At 69.1% G+C, this 15,866-nt stretch carries 17 protein-coding genes; 8 read left to right on the top strand and 9 right to left on the bottom strand.

Annotation, left to right across the window (positions count from 1 at the left end; genetic code table 11):
- Positions 1-7: 7 nt before the first annotated feature.
- Positions 8-1,210, bottom strand: coding sequence for a glycogen synthase (gene glgA / locus B7K20_RS11505; protein ID WP_084102670.1), 1,203 nt, complete (start codon positions 1,208-1,210; stop codon positions 8-10).
- A gap of 71 nt (positions 1,211-1,281) precedes the next feature.
- Here glgA and glgC point away from each other — a divergent pair, with 71 nt between their 5' ends.
- Positions 1,282-2,523, top strand: a complete 1,242-nt coding sequence (gene glgC / locus B7K20_RS11500) for a glucose-1-phosphate adenylyltransferase (protein WP_084102669.1) — start codon at positions 1,282-1,284, stop codon at positions 2,521-2,523.
- Positions 2,520-3,152, top strand: coding sequence for a phosphoserine phosphatase SerB (gene serB, locus B7K20_RS11495; protein ID WP_084102668.1), 633 nt, complete (start codon positions 2,520-2,522; stop codon positions 3,150-3,152). Before glgC ends, serB begins: the two co-directional genes overlap by 4 nt.
- Before the next feature lie 75 nt (positions 3,153-3,227).
- On the opposite strand, the gene B7K20_RS11490 is transcribed toward serB, so the two are convergent.
- A complete protein-coding gene (locus tag B7K20_RS11490; RefSeq protein ID WP_084102667.1) occupies positions 3,228-3,734 on the bottom strand; it encodes a histidine phosphatase family protein in 507 nt (168 codons plus the stop codon).
- Positions 3,735-3,736: 2 nt separating this feature from the next.
- Positions 3,737-4,504 carry an enoyl-ACP reductase FabI gene (fabI, locus tag B7K20_RS11485; protein WP_084102666.1) on the bottom strand — a complete coding sequence of 256 codons (768 nt, stop codon included), beginning with the start codon at positions 4,502-4,504 and terminating at the stop codon, positions 3,737-3,739.
- Between the two features lie 142 nt (positions 4,505-4,646).
- Here fabI and B7K20_RS11480 point away from each other — a divergent pair, with 142 nt between their 5' ends.
- Complete coding sequence (locus B7K20_RS11480; RefSeq protein WP_084102665.1) at positions 4,647-5,963, top strand: uracil-xanthine permease family protein; 1,317 nt, start codon at positions 4,647-4,649, stop codon at positions 5,961-5,963.
- 116 nt (positions 5,964-6,079) lie between these two features.
- On the opposite strand, the gene fabG is transcribed toward B7K20_RS11480, so the two are convergent.
- Positions 6,080-6,784 carry a 3-oxoacyl-ACP reductase FabG gene (fabG, locus tag B7K20_RS11475; RefSeq protein WP_084102664.1) on the bottom strand — a complete coding sequence of 235 codons (705 nt, stop codon included), beginning with the start codon at positions 6,782-6,784 and terminating at the stop codon, positions 6,080-6,082.
- 53 nt (positions 6,785-6,837) lie between these two features.
- On the opposite strand from fabG, the gene B7K20_RS11470 reads away from it, so the two are divergent.
- Positions 6,838-7,668 (top strand): SURF1 family protein, encoded by an 831-nt coding sequence (locus tag B7K20_RS11470; protein WP_084102663.1) that lies wholly within the window; start codon positions 6,838-6,840, stop codon positions 7,666-7,668.
- A 12-nt stretch (positions 7,669-7,680) separates the two neighbouring features.
- Here B7K20_RS11470 and B7K20_RS11465 read toward each other — a convergent pair whose 3' ends face one another.
- Positions 7,681-9,255: an ABC-F family ATP-binding cassette domain-containing protein gene (locus tag B7K20_RS11465; protein ID WP_371327887.1), complete on the bottom strand. Its 1,575-nt coding sequence runs from the start codon at positions 9,253-9,255 to the stop codon at positions 7,681-7,683.
- 166 nt (positions 9,256-9,421) lie between these two features.
- On the opposite strand from B7K20_RS11465, the gene B7K20_RS11460 reads away from it, so the two are divergent.
- The 4 genes from B7K20_RS11460 to B7K20_RS11445 are packed head-to-tail and all read left to right on the top strand — an operon-like array spanning position 9,422 to position 12,896.
- Complete coding sequence (locus B7K20_RS11460; RefSeq protein WP_144018662.1) at positions 9,422-10,036, top strand: biotin transporter BioY; 615 nt, start codon at positions 9,422-9,424, stop codon at positions 10,034-10,036.
- Between the two features lie 10 nt (positions 10,037-10,046).
- Entirely contained in the window at positions 10,047-10,754 is a 708-nt protein-coding gene (locus tag B7K20_RS11455; protein ID WP_084102660.1) for an energy-coupling factor ABC transporter ATP-binding protein, read from the top strand.
- Positions 10,751-11,446, top strand: a complete 696-nt coding sequence (locus tag B7K20_RS11450) for an energy-coupling factor transporter transmembrane protein EcfT (protein ID WP_084102659.1) — start codon at positions 10,751-10,753, stop codon at positions 11,444-11,446. The genes B7K20_RS11455 and B7K20_RS11450 overlap by 4 nt, the downstream gene beginning before the upstream one ends.
- A 13-nt stretch (positions 11,447-11,459) precedes the next feature.
- Positions 11,460-12,896, top strand: coding sequence for a basic amino acid/polyamine antiporter (locus tag B7K20_RS11445; protein ID WP_084102658.1), 1,437 nt, complete (start codon positions 11,460-11,462; stop codon positions 12,894-12,896).
- Between the two features lie 132 nt (positions 12,897-13,028).
- On the opposite strand, the gene B7K20_RS11440 is transcribed toward B7K20_RS11445, so the two are convergent.
- Genes B7K20_RS11440 through sufC form a run of 4 tightly spaced genes read right to left on the bottom strand, consistent with a single transcriptional unit; the run spans position 13,029 to position 15,852 of the window.
- Complete coding sequence (locus tag B7K20_RS11440) at positions 13,029-13,358, bottom strand: metal-sulfur cluster assembly factor (RefSeq protein ID WP_084102657.1); 330 nt, start codon at positions 13,356-13,358, stop codon at positions 13,029-13,031.
- Positions 13,355-13,816, bottom strand: coding sequence for a Fe-S cluster assembly sulfur transfer protein SufU (sufU, locus tag B7K20_RS11435; RefSeq protein ID WP_084102656.1), 462 nt, complete (start codon positions 13,814-13,816; stop codon positions 13,355-13,357). The genes B7K20_RS11440 and sufU overlap by 4 nt, the downstream gene beginning before the upstream one ends.
- On the bottom strand, positions 13,813-15,087 hold the full coding sequence (locus tag B7K20_RS11430) for an aminotransferase class V-fold PLP-dependent enzyme (RefSeq protein ID WP_084102655.1): 1,275 nt from the start codon (positions 15,085-15,087) through the stop codon (positions 13,813-13,815). Before B7K20_RS11430 ends, sufU begins: the two co-directional genes overlap by 4 nt.
- A gap of 9 nt (positions 15,088-15,096) precedes the next feature.
- The gene (gene sufC, locus B7K20_RS11425; protein WP_084078517.1) at positions 15,097-15,852 is read right to left on the bottom strand and encodes a Fe-S cluster assembly ATPase SufC; all 756 of its coding nucleotides are present in this window, start codon (positions 15,850-15,852) and stop codon (positions 15,097-15,099) included.
- Positions 15,853-15,866: the final 14 nt, after the last annotated feature.

The following is a 15,866-nucleotide window of genomic DNA, read 5'->3' as shown; positions in this document are numbered from 1 at the left end:
GTTCAGCCTAGTCCGTGAGTTCCTGGTAGAGAGCCAGGGTGCGCTCCCCGATGGTGTGCCACGAGAAGTGCTCGGTCGCTCGCGCGCGACCCGCCGCTCCCCACTCGCGGGCACGGTCAAGGTCCGACACCGCGTCGGCCAGAGCCGCACCCAGGTCGGCGACAAACGCGTCCGGGTCCTTGGGCGTGCCGGTGCCGTCATCGACCTGGTCGATGGGCACCAGGATGCCGGTCTCGCCGTGAACGACCACCTCGGGGATACCGCCGGTGGCCGTGGCGACCACGGGCAGGCCCACGGCCATGGCCTCAAGGTTCACGATGCCGAGCGGCTCGTACACGCTGGGGCACACAAACGCGCTGCAGGCGTCGAGCACCGCCACGAGCTCGGGGCGCGGCAGGTGCTTGTCGATCCAGATCACGCCGTCGCGCTTGGCCCGCAACTCCTCGACGAGCCCCGTCACCTCGGCCATGATCTCCTTGGTGTCGGGGGCGCCTGCACACAGGACGATCTGCACCTCGGGAGGTAGCGACTCGACGGCACGGAGGAAGTACGGAAGGCCCTTTTGGCGTGTAATCCTGCCCACAAAGACGAGCGCCGGACGGGAGGGGTCGATCCCCCAGTCGGCGACCACGGCATCGGCCGCCTGCCTTTCCTCGTCGCTCGACGGCGCCGCCCAGGCGTCCACGTCGATCCCGTTGTGGATCACGTGGACCTTGTCGGGGTCAACGTTGGGGTAGGAGCGCAGCACGTCGCGGCGCATGCCACCGGAGACGGCGATGATCGCGTCGGCATTCTCGTAGGCGGTGCGCTCGATCCACGAGGACACCTGGTAGCCGCCGCCCAGCTGCTCGGCCTTCCAAGGGCGCAGCGGCTCGAGCGAGTGCGCGGAAATCACGTGAGGGATGCCGTGGAGCTTGGCTGCGAGGTGGCCGGCCATGTTGGCGTACCACGTGTGCGAGTGCACCAGCGAAGCACCCTCGCAGTCCTTCGCCATGGGCAGGTTGTGGGCGAGGACGTCGAGGGAGGCATCGCCCACGCCGCCCCCGAGCGGGTCGTAGCCGACCACGCCGTCCTCCTCGCGGGGGCCGTCGAAGGCGCGCACGGTCACGTCGATGTGATCGCGCAGCACGGCGGCCAGTTCCGTCACGTGGACGCCGGCGCCTCCGTAGACGTGGGGCGGGTACTCGCGGGTGAGGATGTCGGCTCGCATGTGCTCCACGCTAGCCGCGTCCTGGGCGTGTGACCTGTTCACTCGCCGGGCATGGCGCCTATGCTGGGCTTATGCCAGCGCCGAAAGTTCTCGCCATCGTCCTGGCCGGAGGTGAGGGCAAGCGCCTGATGCCCCTCACCGCGGCCCGAGCCAAGCCCGCCGTCCCCTTCGGCGGCACCTACCGACTGGTCGACTTCGCCCTGTCCAACCTGGTGAACTCACGCTATCTGCACATCGTGGTGCTGACGCAGTACAAGTCGCACTCGATGGACCGTCACATCGCCCGCACCTGGCGCATGTCGCCGCTGCTGGGCAACTATGTGGCGCCGGTGCCCGCTCAGCAGCGACGCGGCAAGCACTGGTACCTGGGCTCGGCCGACGCGATCTATCAGACCGTCAACATCATCGAGGACGAGAGCCCGGACATCGTCGTCATCGTGGGCGCCGACCACGTGTACCGCATGGACTTCTCGCAGATGGTGGACTCCCACATCGCCACCGGCGCGGACTTCACCGTCGCGGGCATCCGCCAGCCCATCGAGCTCGCCGATCAGTTCGGCGTGATCGACGTCGACAAGGAGCGCCCGGGCTTCATCAAGGCCTTCCTCGAGAAGCCCACCGAGCCCGAGGGCCTGCCGGACTCCCCGCACGAGGTGCTCGCGTCCATGGGCAATTACGTCGCCTCCGTGGGCCCGCTGCTCGAGGCGCTGAAGGCCGATGCCGAGTCGGCCACGTCCAAGCACGACATGGGCGGCGACATCGTCCCCCACTTTGTCGACAAGGGCACGTGCGGCTTCTACGACTTCGTCGACAACGACGTGCCCGGCTCCACCGATCGCGACCGCAACTACTGGCGCGACGTCGGCACGCTCGACTCGTACTACGAGGCCCACTTGGACCTCATCGCGGTGCAGCCGATCTTCAACGTGTACAACCACGAGTGGCCGCTGCACCAGGGACTCATCACTGAGCCGCCGGCGAAGTTCATCCACTCGGAGGAGGGCCGCCTGGGCCACGCCGCGGACTCGATCGTCTCCCCCGGCGTGATCGTCTCGGGCGCGACCGTCACGGGTTCGGTGCTCTCCCCCGGGGTGCGCCTGCACTCGTGGTCCACGGTCTCCGACTCGGTGCTGCTCGACCACGTCATCGTGAACCGTCACGCCCAGGTCCACCGCGCGATCCTCGACAAGAACGTCATCATCGAGGAAGGCGCCCGCGTGGGCATCGACCGTCAGGCCGACCTTGAACGCGGCTTCACCGTCACCGAGTCCGGCATCACGGTGGTGCCCAAGGGCACGGTCGTCACCTCATGACGGGACGCCTCATCGTCCTGGACGTGGACTCCACGCTCATCACGTCAGAGGTCATCGAGCTTATTGCCGCGCGCGCGGGCACCCAGGACGAGGTTGCGGCCGTCACCGAGGCCGCGATGCGCGGCGAGATCGACTTTGCCGAGTCGCTGCGCCAGCGCGTCGCAACCCTCGAGGGCGTCGAGGAGTCCGTGTTCGCCGACGTGCTCGCCGAGGTGCGCTTCACCGCCGGCGCCGAGGAGCTGGTCTCGACGCTCCAGGGCGAGGGCTGGACCGCGGCGCTCGTCTCGGGTGGTTTTGCCGAGGTCGTCGAGCCTCTCGCGGCTCGCATCGGTATCGCGCACTTCCGCGCCAACCGGCTCGAGGTGGCCGACGGCCGCCTCACCGGACGCACTGTGGGCCCCGTCATCGACCGGGCCGCGAAGGCTCAGGCGCTGCGCGAGTATGCAACCGAGTTGGGCATCACGCCTGCCGACTGCGTCGCCGTGGGCGACGGCGCGAACGACCTCGACATGATGGCCGCGGCTGGACTCGGCATCGCCTTCAACGCCAAGCCGGTGGTGCAGCAACAGGCGGATGTCGCCGTGAACGCGCCCACCCTCGCGGCCGTTCTCGACGTCATCGAGCGCTAACGGGTCTACCGACAAAAGGCGGGCCGATGCGGTGGTCACCCACCGCATCGGCCCGCCTTTCGCGGTTGACAGTCGTCAGACGTCGCGGCCCGAGATCACCTTGACAAGCCGTGCCGAGGACGAGCCGAGGTCGGCCCAGTCGCCGTCGTACTCGAGCACGGCGGCGCAGCCGGTGTTGAGCCCCAGGGCGATGTTCTTCAGCGACGCGGTGTCGGAGCCCGATCCGGCGAGGAATGCAGTCGAGGCCGACGAGGTGGGCTCGTGCCCCACCATCACGACGACCTCGGCGTCCCCGGAGGTGCGGGCGACGTCGACGAGGCCCTCGACGTCCGTCTCGTACAGGTCGTCCTCGACGCGCGTGTCGACCTCGCCGAACGCGGAGGCCATGAGCTTCCACGTCTGCTGCGTGCGCAGCGACGGGGAGACGAAGGCGAGCGTGGGCACGTAGCCCGCGGCGGCGAGCTCCTGACCGAGCTTGGTGGAGGCCTGGCGCCCGATGAGCTCGAGCGGCCGGTCCATGTCGTTGCCGTAGTCCGCGGGGTTCTCGGCCTTGGCGTGGCGGGCGATGATGAGGGTCGGCATAGTCACTGTCCCATCGCGTGGACGCCACCGTCCACGTGGATCATCTCTCCCGTGGTGGCCGGGAACCAGTCGGATAGCAATGCGGTGACGGTGCGGGCGGTCGGCACGGTGGCCGACGAGTCCCACCCCAGCGGCGCGCGGTCCGCCCACACGCCCTCCATCTGCTCGAAGCCGGGGATGTGCTTCGCGGCGGTGGTCTTGATGGGCCCGGCCGAGACCAGGTTGGCGCGGATGCCGTGCTGGCCCAGGTCGCGGGCGAGGTAGCGGTTGACCGCCTCCATCGCCGCCTTCGCGACGCCCATCCAGTCGTACACGGGCCACGCGAAGCGGCCGTCAAAGGTAAGACCGACGATGGACGAGCCCTTCACCATCAGCGGCAGCGCCGCCTGCGCGAGGGCCTTGAGCGAATACGAGGAGATGTGCACCGCGGTGGACACGTCCTCCCATTCGCCGCTCATGAAGTTGCCGCCCATGACGGACTGAGGCGCGAAGCCGATCGAGTGGACCACGCCGTCCAGGTGGGGGACGTGCTCGCGCACCTTGTCCGCGAGCGCCGCGAGATGCTCGGCGTCGGTGACGTCGAGCTCCACGACCGGAGCTTCGACCGGCAGGCGACGTCCCATCGCCTGGGTGATCTTGAGCGAACGGCCCACGCCCGTGAGGACCACCGTTGCACCCTGTTCCTGGCACAGTCGCGCGACCTCGAAGGCGATCGAGCCCTCGGTCAGCACCCCCGTCACCAGGATGTTCTTGCCATCAAGCATTCCCATGAAGTCTCTCCTTATCCGTGACGAGCCTAGCGCCGTCGGCACCGGACGGCCCGCGCGGCCACGGCGCGCCCCGGTGAGCCAGTAGATTGTGCGCCGGGGGCGCGCGGTGCGCCGGGAGACACTGCCTCAAGGAGACAGACGAATGGCACTCATGTCCTGGACACTTCACGGCGACGGCCGTGCGATTGCGGCCGATGCCGTGGTCACCCCACGTGAGCGACTCACCTGGCCGCGCACCATCGGCCTCGGAGCCCAGCACGTGCTCGCGATGTTCGGCTCGACCTTTGTGGTGCCGTTGCTGACCGGCTTCCCGCCGAGCACCACCATCTTCTTCTCCGCCGTCGGCACCATGCTGTTCCTGCTGATCACGGGCAACCGGCTGCCGTCGTACGTGGGATCGTCCTTCGCTTTCATCGCGCCCATCACGGCGGCCGTCGCCTCGGGCGGCGAGTCAGCGGCGCTGGGCGGGCTCGTGGCCACGGGACTACTGCTCGCTCTCGTGGGCGTCGTCGTTCACTTCGCGGGCACGCGCTGGATCGAGGTGACCATGCCCCCGGTGGTCACGGGCGCCATCGTCATGCTCATCGGCCTGAACCTCGCGCCCGCGGCGTGGGGCATGGTCGAGGCGTCGCTCGGCACCGCACTGGTCTCCGCGCTTGCGGTCATCCTCATCACCGTGCTGTTCCGCGGCATCCTGGGGCGCCTGTCGATCCTGCTGGGCACCGTCGTGGGCTGCATCGTCGCGGCGCTGAACGGCGAGTACGACCTCACCGCCGTGAAGGACGCCGCCTGGATCGGCCTGCCGGACTTCGCCACCCCCACCTTCGACCCATCCGTCATGCTGATGTTCCTCCCGGTCATCTTCGTGCTCATCGCGGAGAACATCGGCCACGTGAAGTCCGTGTCCGCCATGACCGGCGAGGACCTCGACCCCATCACGGGCCGCGCGCTGCTCGCCGACGGCGTCGCCACCACCGTCGCCGGGCTGGGCGGAGGCTCGGGCACCACCACGTATGCCGAGAACATCGGCGTCATGGCCGCCACGCGCGTGTATTCGACCGCCGCCTACTGGTGCGCGGGCTTGTTCGCCCTGCTGCTGAGCCTGTCGCCCAAGGTCGGCGCGCTCATCGCCGCGACCCCCGCGGGCGTGCTGGGCGGCCTGTCCACCGTGCTCTTCGGCATGATCGCCGTGCTCGGCGCGCGAATCTGGGGCCAGGGCAAGGTCGACTTCGGTAACCCCGTGAACCTCATCCCCGCCGGCGTGGCGCTCATCATCGGCGCCGCGAACTACACCTGGCAGGTGGGTGACCTCCAGTTCGAGGGCATCATCCTCGGCACCGCCGCCGCCCTCATCGCCTATCACCTGATGGCCGCCATCACGCGCTGGCGCGACGCCGCCAACCCGGTCGCCTCCCCCGCCTACGTCGAGGGCGACGAGCAGGGCACTGCGCGCGACTGACGTCACCTAGCAAAGAGTCAGGGCCCCGGAACCGTGAGGTTCCGGGGCCCTGACGCTGTGTCTAGTGAGCGAGGCGTGAGCCGGGACGCCGACCGCGCCACGGCATCGGCCGCCTGTTAGTGACCCATCCCCAGGCCGCCGTCGACGGGAAGGACGGCGCCAGAGACGTAGCCGGCGGCGTCGGACGCGAGGTAGACGGCCGCGGCGGCGACCTCCTCCGCGGCGCCGAAGCGCTTGGCGGGGATCGACGCCTCGTACTGCTTCTTGACGTCCTCGGGCAGCTCATCGGTCATGTCGGTGGTGATAAAGCCGGGCGCGATGACGTTCGCGGTGATGCCGCGCCCGCCCACCTCCCGGGTGATCGAGCGCGCCATGCCCACGAGCGCGGACTTCGACGAGGAGTAGTTGACCTGGCCGGGGTTGCCCATGAGGCCCACCACGGAGCCCACGAGGATGATGCGGCCGAACCGCTGGCGCAGCATCGAGTTCGTGGCGCGTCGCACGCAGCGGAACGTGCCGGCGAGGTTCACGTCGAGGACCGTCTCGAAGTCCTCGTCGGACATGCGCATCAGCAGCCCGTCCTTGGTAATGCCCGCGTTGGCGACGAGGATCTCCACGCGACCGTGCTCGGCCTCGAGCGCGTCAAACGCGGCGTTGACGGCGTCCGTGTCGGTGATGTCGGCGATCGCGGAGTGGACGCCCTCGGGGAGGTTGCCGCTGCGGTGGATCGAGCTGACGGTGTAGCCGGCGGCCACGAAGGCCGTCGCGATCGAGCGGCCGATGCCGCGGTTGGCTCCCGTCACAAGAACATGTCGTGTCATGGGTGCCACGGTAGTGGACCGGCGCCGTGCGGCCGCGCGACTACCATCGGGGGGTGCCCCGCCGCCCCTCGCTCGCCCGCATCGCGCTGACGATGCTCGTCGCGCTCGCGGTGAGCGCCGTCGCGATCATGCTGGGCTTCTGGCAGCTGCACCGTCACCAGTTCAAGGCCGATGCCGTGGCCGCCTATGACGCCGCCGCCGAGGCTCCCGTGGCGGACCTCGATGAGGTCATCCCTCCCGGGTCCGACGTGCTTCCCGACGACGCCGAGTGGCGCACCGTCACCGTGACCGGAACCTTCGAGCAGGACACCACCACGATCCTTCGGGGCCGTCCCATCGACTCGACCGCTGCGTGGCAGTTTCTTGCGTGGCTCGACACCGACGACGGGCGTTCCGTGCTGGTATCTGCCGGGTGGATCGAGCAGCCGGGCCCCAACGAAGACCCCGAGCTGCCCACCTATCCCGACGGCGAGGTCACGGTGACCGGAATCGTCCGCGCGTGGGAGGAGGACGACGGCAAGGAGGCCACATCCTCCGTGTCGCGCATCACGCCGTCGCAGCTGGAACAGCCCGCAGGCGAGATGGTGCCTGGCTATCTGATGATTCGCGAGGCGTGCGACGGGGGGTCGTGTGCCGAAACCCTCGCGGGCGCGCAGGTGCCGCTGCCAGACATCTCCACCGGCCCGCACCTGTCCTACGCCGTGCAGTGGTGGATCTTCGCGGCGCTCGCGCCCATCGGCGCGGTGCTGCTGCTACGCCGGGACGCTGAGGTGGAGGGTGACACGACCGAGCCAGCCGCGGCGCGGGCCCCCCGCGAGCCGCGCCGCAGTGGCCGCGGGCGCCGCGCGGAGCTCAGCGACGAGGAGATCGAGGACGCGCTCTAGCCCGGCGCCGCCCTACGCGAGCGCGATGAGGTCGCGGTACGAGTCGTTCCAGAGATCCTCGTCCGCATCGGGAAGCAGCAGCACGCGCTCGGGCTCGAGGGCGTCGACTGCGCCCTCGTCGTGCGTCACCAACACCACGGCGCCCTCGTAGGTCTTCAGCGCGTTCAGGATCTCGGCGCGCGAGGCGGGATCGAGGTTGTTGGTCGGCTCGTCGAGCAGCAGCACGTTGGCCTGGCTCACCACGAGCGTCGCGAGCGCGAGCCGCGTCTTCTCACCGCCCGAGAGCACGCGCGTGGGCTTGTCAGCGTCGTCGCCCGAGAAGAGGAACGACCCCAGGACCTTGCGCACCTCGGTGTCGCCCAGGTCGGGGGCGGCGTGGCGCATGTTCTCCGCCACGGTCGCATCCATGTCGAGCGTGTCGTGCTCCTGCGCGTAGTAGCCGATCTTCAGGCCGTGACCGGCCTCCACCTCGCCCGTGTCCGGCTGCTCGACGCCGCCGAGGATCTTCAGCAGCGTGGTCTTGCCCGCGCCGTTGAAGCCCAGGATCACCACGCGCGAACCGCGGTCGATCGCGAGGTCCACGTCCATGAAGACCTCGAGCGAGCCATAGCTCTTCGACAGCCCAAAGCCCCTCAGCGGCGTCTTGCCGCACGGCGCGGGCGTGGGGAAGCGCAGGGACGCGACCTTGTCGCTCACGCGCTCGGTCTCGGTGCCCTCGAGCAGCTTCTCCGCACGCTTGAGCATCTGCTGGGCTGCGACGGCCTTCGACGCCTTGGCGCGCATCTTCTCGGCCTGGGCGACCAGGGCGCCGGCCTTCTTCTCGGCGATGCGGCGTTCGGTGTGGCGGCGCTTCTCGTCGTCCTCGCGCTGGCGCAGGTACAGGTCCCAGCCCATCGCGTACTGATCGAGCTGGCCGCGGTTCGCATCGAGATAGAACACCTTGGTGACGACGGTGCGCACCAGGTCCACGTCGTGGGAGATCACGATGAGACCGCCCGAGTACTGGCGCAGGAAATCGCGCAGCCACACGATCGAGTCCGCGTCGAGGTGGTTGGTGGGCTCGTCGAGCAGCAGCGTCTCGGCGTCGGAGAAGAGGATGCGGGCGAGCTCCACACGGCGGCGCTGGCCTCCCGAGAGGGTGTGGAGAGGCTGGCCCAGGATGCGGTCGTCGAGCCCAAGGTTGGAGGCGATGCGGTGGGCCTCCGATTCGGCGGCGTATCCACCGGCGGCGCGGAAGCGCTCCTCAAGAGCCGGGTAGCGGTCCATGGCCTTGGCGGCGGCCTTCTCGTCGGCGCCTCCCATGGCCTCCTCGGCCTCGCGCATCTTGGCCATCAGCCCCGCGAGGTCGCGCGCCGCGAGGATGCGATCCATCGCGATCTGGTTGAGGTCGCCCGAACGGGGATCCTGCGGCAGGTATCCCACGGTGCCCTTGTGCGTCACGGAGCCGCCCGACGGCTGCCCCTCGCCCGCGAGGATGCGCGTCATCGTCGTCTTACCGGCGCCGTTGCGGCCCACCAGGCCAATGCGGTCGCCGGCGTTGACGTGGAACGACGTCGGGTGCAGCAACACGCGAGCGCCGATGCGCATCTCAAGATTCTGTGCGGAGATCACGAAGGATCTGGCCTCCAGCTAGGGAAAACAGTGGGATCTATACAACAAAGCGCGCCCGTACCGTGGCGGCGGCCGATGCCGTGGCCGGCCTGGGTAGGTTGGGCGCCCACCCATTATCCAGCACAATCCCCCCAGGAGAACCGTGTCCCCTCGTGAGGCTCTGTCCGGCGCGAATATCGCCCTGATCGCCGTGTTCGCAGCCTTCATTGCGGCGTCCACCCTGGTGCCCGAAATCACGCTCGCGTTCGGCGTGCCGTTCTCCCTGCAGACGTTGGCCGTCGTGCTCGCGGGGCTGTGCCTGGGTCCCTGGCGCGGCATGGCCGCGGTGGTGCTGTACATCCTGGTGGGTTTCGCGGGTGCCCCGGTCTTCGCCAACTTGTCCGCCGGCCTGGGAGTCCTCGCGGGCCCCACGGGCGGCTTCCTGCTGGGATTCATCCCGGCCGCGGGTCTCGTCGGCGCGCTTACGATGGCGGCGCGCCGACGGGGCCGGCTCGGATACCCGACCCTGCTGCTCGCGGGGCTCGCGTCGATCCCCGTAACGTACGCGGTCGGCATCCCGTGGCTGTCCGTGCGTACGGGCCTGAGCCTGGCCGATGCCACGGTCGCCATGGCACCCTTCATGGTCGGCGACGTCGTCAAGGTCGCGATCGCCGCCGGTGTCGCCGCGGTCATTCACCGCGCCTACCCTCGCCTGTTGCCGCCCGCCCGGCCCGCGGCATCGGCCCCCGATTCTCGGAAGGCGCGCGCCACCGCATAGCCTTGACCCCATGATCGAGTTCAAGGACGCGGGCGTCACCGCGCCCGATACGGGTGTGACGATCCTGAAGCCCACCTCGCTGACACTCACCGAGCGGCGCATCTCCGTCATCGGTGCGAACGGCGGCGGCAAGTCGACGCTGGTGAGGATGATCAACGGCCTCATCCCGGCGACCACGGGATCGGTCGAGGTCGATGGCCTGGATGTGGCCCGCAAGGGTCCCCAGGTGCGCCGCAAGGTGGGCTTTCTTTTCACCGACCCGTCCGCACAGCTGATCATGCCCACGGGCGTCGAGGACGTCATGCTGTCGCTGCGACGCACCATCAAGAACAAGGACGAGCGCACCCGCGCGGCGCTCGACGCGCTCGACGAGATGGGCCTGGGCGACCGCGCGGACGTCGCGGTCGGGTCGCTCTCCGGAGGCCAGCGCCAGCTGCTCGCGCTCGCCGGCGTGCTCGCCGTGACCCCGTCGATCCTCGTCGCGGACGAGCCCACGACTCTGCTCGATCTGCGCTGGCGCGCGCACGTGGGCGCGCTGCTGCGCTCGCTTCCCGTGCAGCTCATCGAGGTGACCCACGACCTGGACTCGGCCGCGCGTGCCGAACGCACCATCGTCATCGACGACGGCTCGGTCGCCTTCGACGGCGACCCCACGGAGGCCGTGCGCTTCTATCGCGACCTCATGTTCGGTCGCACCACGCGGACGCCCTCACCGTGATCACCCCCACCGGCCTGTACCGGGCGCGCGAGACCCCCCTGCACCACACTCCCGCGTGGTTCAAGGTGGCGCTGCTGCTCGCGGCGACGGTCGCGGTGATCATGCTCGACGACCCCATCAGCTCGCTCGGCATCATGGCCGCGTGCCTGCTCCTGTTGGCATCAACCCAGCCACCCGCGCGCACCACCGTGATCGCGATGGCGGGCACGCTCGTGGTCGCGGCGCTCACGGCGTCCATCCACCTGTGGCGCGGCGACTGGTGGCGTGCCGTGGACGTCACGGCGGACCTCGTGGCGGTGGTCGCGCTCGCGCTGGCCGTCGCGGCATCCACGTCCATGACGGCGATGCTCGATTTCGTCTCGGTCATGGCCCGTCCGCTGCGCGCGGTCCTGCCGCCCGAGACGCTGGGCCTCATGTTCGCGATGATGCTGCGCGCCCTTCCCGAGGTGGCCGAAATCTACCTCGAGTCGCGCCAGGCCGCCCGCGCACGCGGGTTCGACCGCAACATCCGCGCGATCGTGTACCCCACAACCACCCGCACCGTGGGCTTCGCGCTCGACCTCGGCCAGGCCATTCATGCCCGCGGCATTGGCGAGGAGGGCGACCAGGTCGACGCTGAGCCTGAGACGGCGCCGGGCACCGCGAAGCGCTCGGGACGCCGCTCGCGCCGGCGCGACAGGGCCGCATCATGACCTCGGCGGCATCATGACCTCCGCGGCGCCGGCCTCACCTGCCGAGGGCCGCACGCGCCTGCTGTCGCTGCCCATGCTGGTGGCGATGGTCGTGGGCTCCATGGTGGGCGCGGGAGTGTTCTCGCTGCCGTCCACCTTCGCCGAGGCCACGGGCGTCTACGGCGCCCTCATCGCCTGGGCCATCGCGGGCGGCGGCATGCTGCTGATGGCGCTCATCTTCGAGCGGCTGTCCAAGGCGCGCCCCGACCTGGACTCGGGCATCTTCGCCTACGCGAAGGCAGGGTTCGGCCCTTACGTGGGCTTCTTCTCCGCGTTCGGCTATTGGGCAGGCGCGTGCATCGCCAACGTCACCTATTGGGTGCTGATCTCCTCGACGCTCGGCGCCGTCATGCCAGCGCTCGGCGAGGGCGACACGTTCGTGGCCCTCGCGCTTGGATCGGCGGGCATCTGGATCTTTCACGTGGTGATCGCGCGCGGCATCGACACCGCCGCGGCGATCAACACCATCACCACCATCGCGAAGCTCGTGCCACTGGCACTGTTCCTCATCGTCATTGCCTTCGCGGGCTTCTCGTGGGAGACCTTCACCGACAACCTGTGGGCCTCGACCACGCACTCGGTGGGCGAGCTAGCCGACGAGGTGCGCGCCACCATGCTCGTCACCGTCTTTGTCTTCCTCGGAGTCGAGGGCGCGAGCGTTTTTTCGCGCTATGCGCGGCGCCGCGAGGACGTGGGGCGCGCCACCGTCACCGGCTTCCTCGGCGTTCTCGCACTCTTCGTCGCGGTCACCATGCTGTCCTACGGAGTGCTGCCACGCGAGGAGCTCGCGAGCCTCCGCCAGCCCTCGGCGGCGGGCGTCATCGAGGCGGCCGTGGGGCCCTGGGGCGGCTGGATGGTGGGCATCGGCCTGCTGATCTCGGTGCTGGGCGCCTACCTCGCGTGGACGCTGCTGGGCGCCGAGGTGCTGTTCGCTGCGGCCACGGGTGACGATGCTCCACGCACCCTGACCCGGGTGAACCGTGCGGGGGTGCCGATCCGCGCGCTCCTGGCCACGTCCGGCCTGACCCAGGTGTTTCTCGTCCTCGCGTTCTTCTCCGAGGATGCCTTCGACTTCTCGCTCGAGCTCACGAGCGCCATTACGATCCTGCCCTACCTCCTCACGGCGGCCTTCGCACTGAAACTGGCGCTCGGCGGCGGCAGCCGCGCCGGCGCGATCGCCCTCGCCGCGGGAGCGTTCGTCTACACCTGTTACCTGGTCTACGCGATGGGCCTGCAGTACGTCCTGATCGCCCTCATCGTCTACGCGCCTGCCACGCTCATGTATGTGCGCGCCAGGCGCGAGCGCGGGCTCGCGGTGTTCACCCGTCTCGAGGCGGCACTGTGCGTCGCCGTGACCGTCGGCGCCGTGATCGGCGTCTGGGCGCTCGCCACGGGACGGCTGGGCTTCTAGCTGCCCCACCCCGCCCCTGGCGCAAGTGTCCTCATGTGCGCCACGAGTGGCGGGCGTGCAACGAGAAAAAGGTGAGGGCCGATGCCGTGGTCACCCAGGGCATCGGCCCTCACCTCTATGCGTCTTGCGTCGTTAGACGTTGAACCCGAGCGCTCGCAACTGCTCGCGGCCGTCGTCGGTGATCTTGTCGGGGCCCCACGGCGGCATCCACACCCAGTTGATGCGGAAGCCGTCGACGATCCCGTCGAGGACCTGGCCGGCCTGGTCCTCGATGACGTCGGTCAGCGGGCAGGCCGCCGAGGTGAGGGTCATGTCGATGACGGCGTGCTGATTCTCGTCCAGGGCCACGCCGTAGACGAGGCCCAGGTCGACGACGTTGATCCCGAGCTCGGGATCGATGACGTCACGCAGCGCCTCCTCGACATCCGCGGCGTTCGCGGGGGTCGTTGTTTCGGTGGTCATGCCTGATCCTTTCCTGCACGGATAACGGCGTCCTTGAACGCCGACCATCCCAGCATGGCGCACTTGATGCGCGCCGGGTACTTTCCCACTCCGACGAAGGCGGTCGCGTCGCCCAGCAGATCCTCGCGATCGTCGTCGAGCGGTTCGCCCTTGGACTGCATCAGTTCGCGGAAGGCCTCCATGGTCTCCTCGGCCGTCGCGAGGGGCTCGCCCTCGACCAGCTCGCTGAGCACAGACACGGAGGCCTGCGAGATGGAGCAGCCCTGGCCCTCCCACGACACCGAGGAGACGGTGTCGCCGTCGAGGCCCACGCGCAGCGTGATCTCGTCGCCGCACGTGGTGTTGACCTGGTGCGACTCACCCACGTGGATGAGGCCGGGGTCCTTCAATCCGCGACCGTGGCCGGCGCGGGCGTGGTCCATGATGACCTGCTGGTACATCTGTTCGAGGCTGCTCATACGCTCACTCCAAAGAACGCGGGAACTTCCGCCAGCGCCGAGAGGAACGCCTCGGCGTCGGCGGGGGTCGTGTAGACATGCGCGCTGGCCCGGGTCGAGCCGGTCACGCCAAAGCGCCGATGCAGGGGCTGGGCACAGTGGTGGCCCACCCTGACGGCGACTCCCCTGTCGTCGAGCAACTGCCCCACGTCGTGGGGGTGGACGCCGTCGACGACAAAGGCGGCCAGGCCGATGACGTCACGCTCGTCGGCGCTGCCCACGGGGCCCAACAGACGAACCCCGGGAATCTCGGACACGCCCTGACGCAGCAGGTGGCCGATCTCGCGCTCGTGAGCCTCGACGCGTTCCATGCCAAGCTCCATGAGGTACTCGGCCGCCGCGCCCATCCCCACTGCCTGGGCGACGGGCTGCGTGCCCGCCTCGAAGCGCGTAGGCGCCTCGTGCCAAGCGGTGGACTCCATCGAGACGATGGTCACCGCTCCCCCGCCGAAGACCGACGGCGGCAGCGCATCCAGCAGTTCCTTGCGACCATACAGCGAGCCGATGCCGGTGGGGCCGAGCATCTTGTGGCCGCTGAAGGCCGCGAAGTCCACGTCGAGATCCTTGACGTCGACCGGCAGGTGCGGCACCGACTGGCACGCGTCGAGCACGGTCAAGGCACCCACGGCCTTGGCGCGCGCGACCAGGGTCGCGACGGGCGAGATGACACCCGTGACGTTCGACACGTGGGTGAACGCGAGGACCTTGGTGCGCTCCGTGACGAGCGTCTCGAGCTCGTCGAGCACCAGGCGTCCCAGGTCGTCGACGGGGATCCATCGCAGGGTCGCGCCGGTGCGGATCGCGAGCTGCTGCCACGGCACCAGGTTCGCGTGGTGCTCCGTCTCGGTGACACAAATCTCGTCGCCGGGGCCGATGCGGAAGCGGGCCACCTCCTCACCGCCAATGCCCGAGGTGGCGTTGCCGATGCCGGACGCGACAAGGTTGATCGCCGCCGTCGCGTTCTCGGTCCACACGATCTCGTCGTACGAGGCACCCACGAGCGTGGCCACGGAGGAGCGAGCGGCCTCGAACAGGCCGGTCGCCTCCTCCGCGAGCAGGTGGGCGCCGCGCGCGACGGCACCGTTGTGGCGCTCCTCGAAGTCCCTCACCGCGTCGAGTACCGCCTGCGGCCTTTGCGAGGTCGCGCCGGAGTCGAGGTACACGAGGTCCTTCCCGTTCCTGACCGTGCGGGTCAGGAGCGGGAAGTCCGCGCGCAGATCGGGCAGGTGCATGACGATTCCTTAGGCCGAGGCCAGGAAGCGGTCGTAGCCCTCGGCCTCGAGGCGGTCGGCGAGCTCGCGGCCGCCCTGCTCGGCGATCTGACCGTTGACGAACACGTGCACGAAGTCGGGCTGGATGTACTTGAGGATGCGCGTGTAGTGGGTGATGAGCATGATGCCAAGGCCCGTGTTGTCCTTCACACGGTTCACGCCCTCAGACACGATGCGCAGCGCGTCGACGTCGAGGCCGGAGTCGGTCTCGTCGAGCACGGCGATCTTCGGCGCGAGCAGTTCCATCTGAAGGATCTCGTGGCGCTTCTTCTCACCGCCGGAGAAGCCCTCGTTGACGTTGCGCTCGGCGAACGACGAGTCCATGCGCAGGTCGTCCATCGACTTCTTGACGTCCTTGACCCACGTGCGCAGCTTGGGGGCCTCGCCGTCGATCGCGGTCTTGGCCGTGCGCAGGAAGTTCGACACCGACACGCCGGGGACCTCGACGGGGTACTGCATCGCGAGGAACATGCCGGCCTTGGCACGCTCGTCGACGCTCATCGCGAGGACGTCCTCGCCGTCGAGCGTCACCGAACCCTCGGTGATCTCGTACTTGGGGTGGCCCGCCAGCGAGTAGGCCAGGGTCGACTTGCCGGAGCCGTTGGGGCCCATGATGGCGTGCGTCTCGCCCGAGTTGATGGTCAGGTCGACTCCCTTGAGGATCTGCTTGGTGCCCTCAGGGGTCTCCACGGAGGCGTGGAGGTTCTTGATTTCCAGGGTGCTCATGATGCTCCTTGATT

Source organism: Demequina sp. NBRC 110051 (assembly GCF_002090055.1).
Lineage (GTDB): Bacteria > Actinomycetota > Actinomycetes > Actinomycetales > Demequinaceae > Demequina.
The sequence above is the reverse complement of the archived record's forward strand: the minus strand, read 5'-3'. Positions and strand labels throughout refer to the sequence as shown.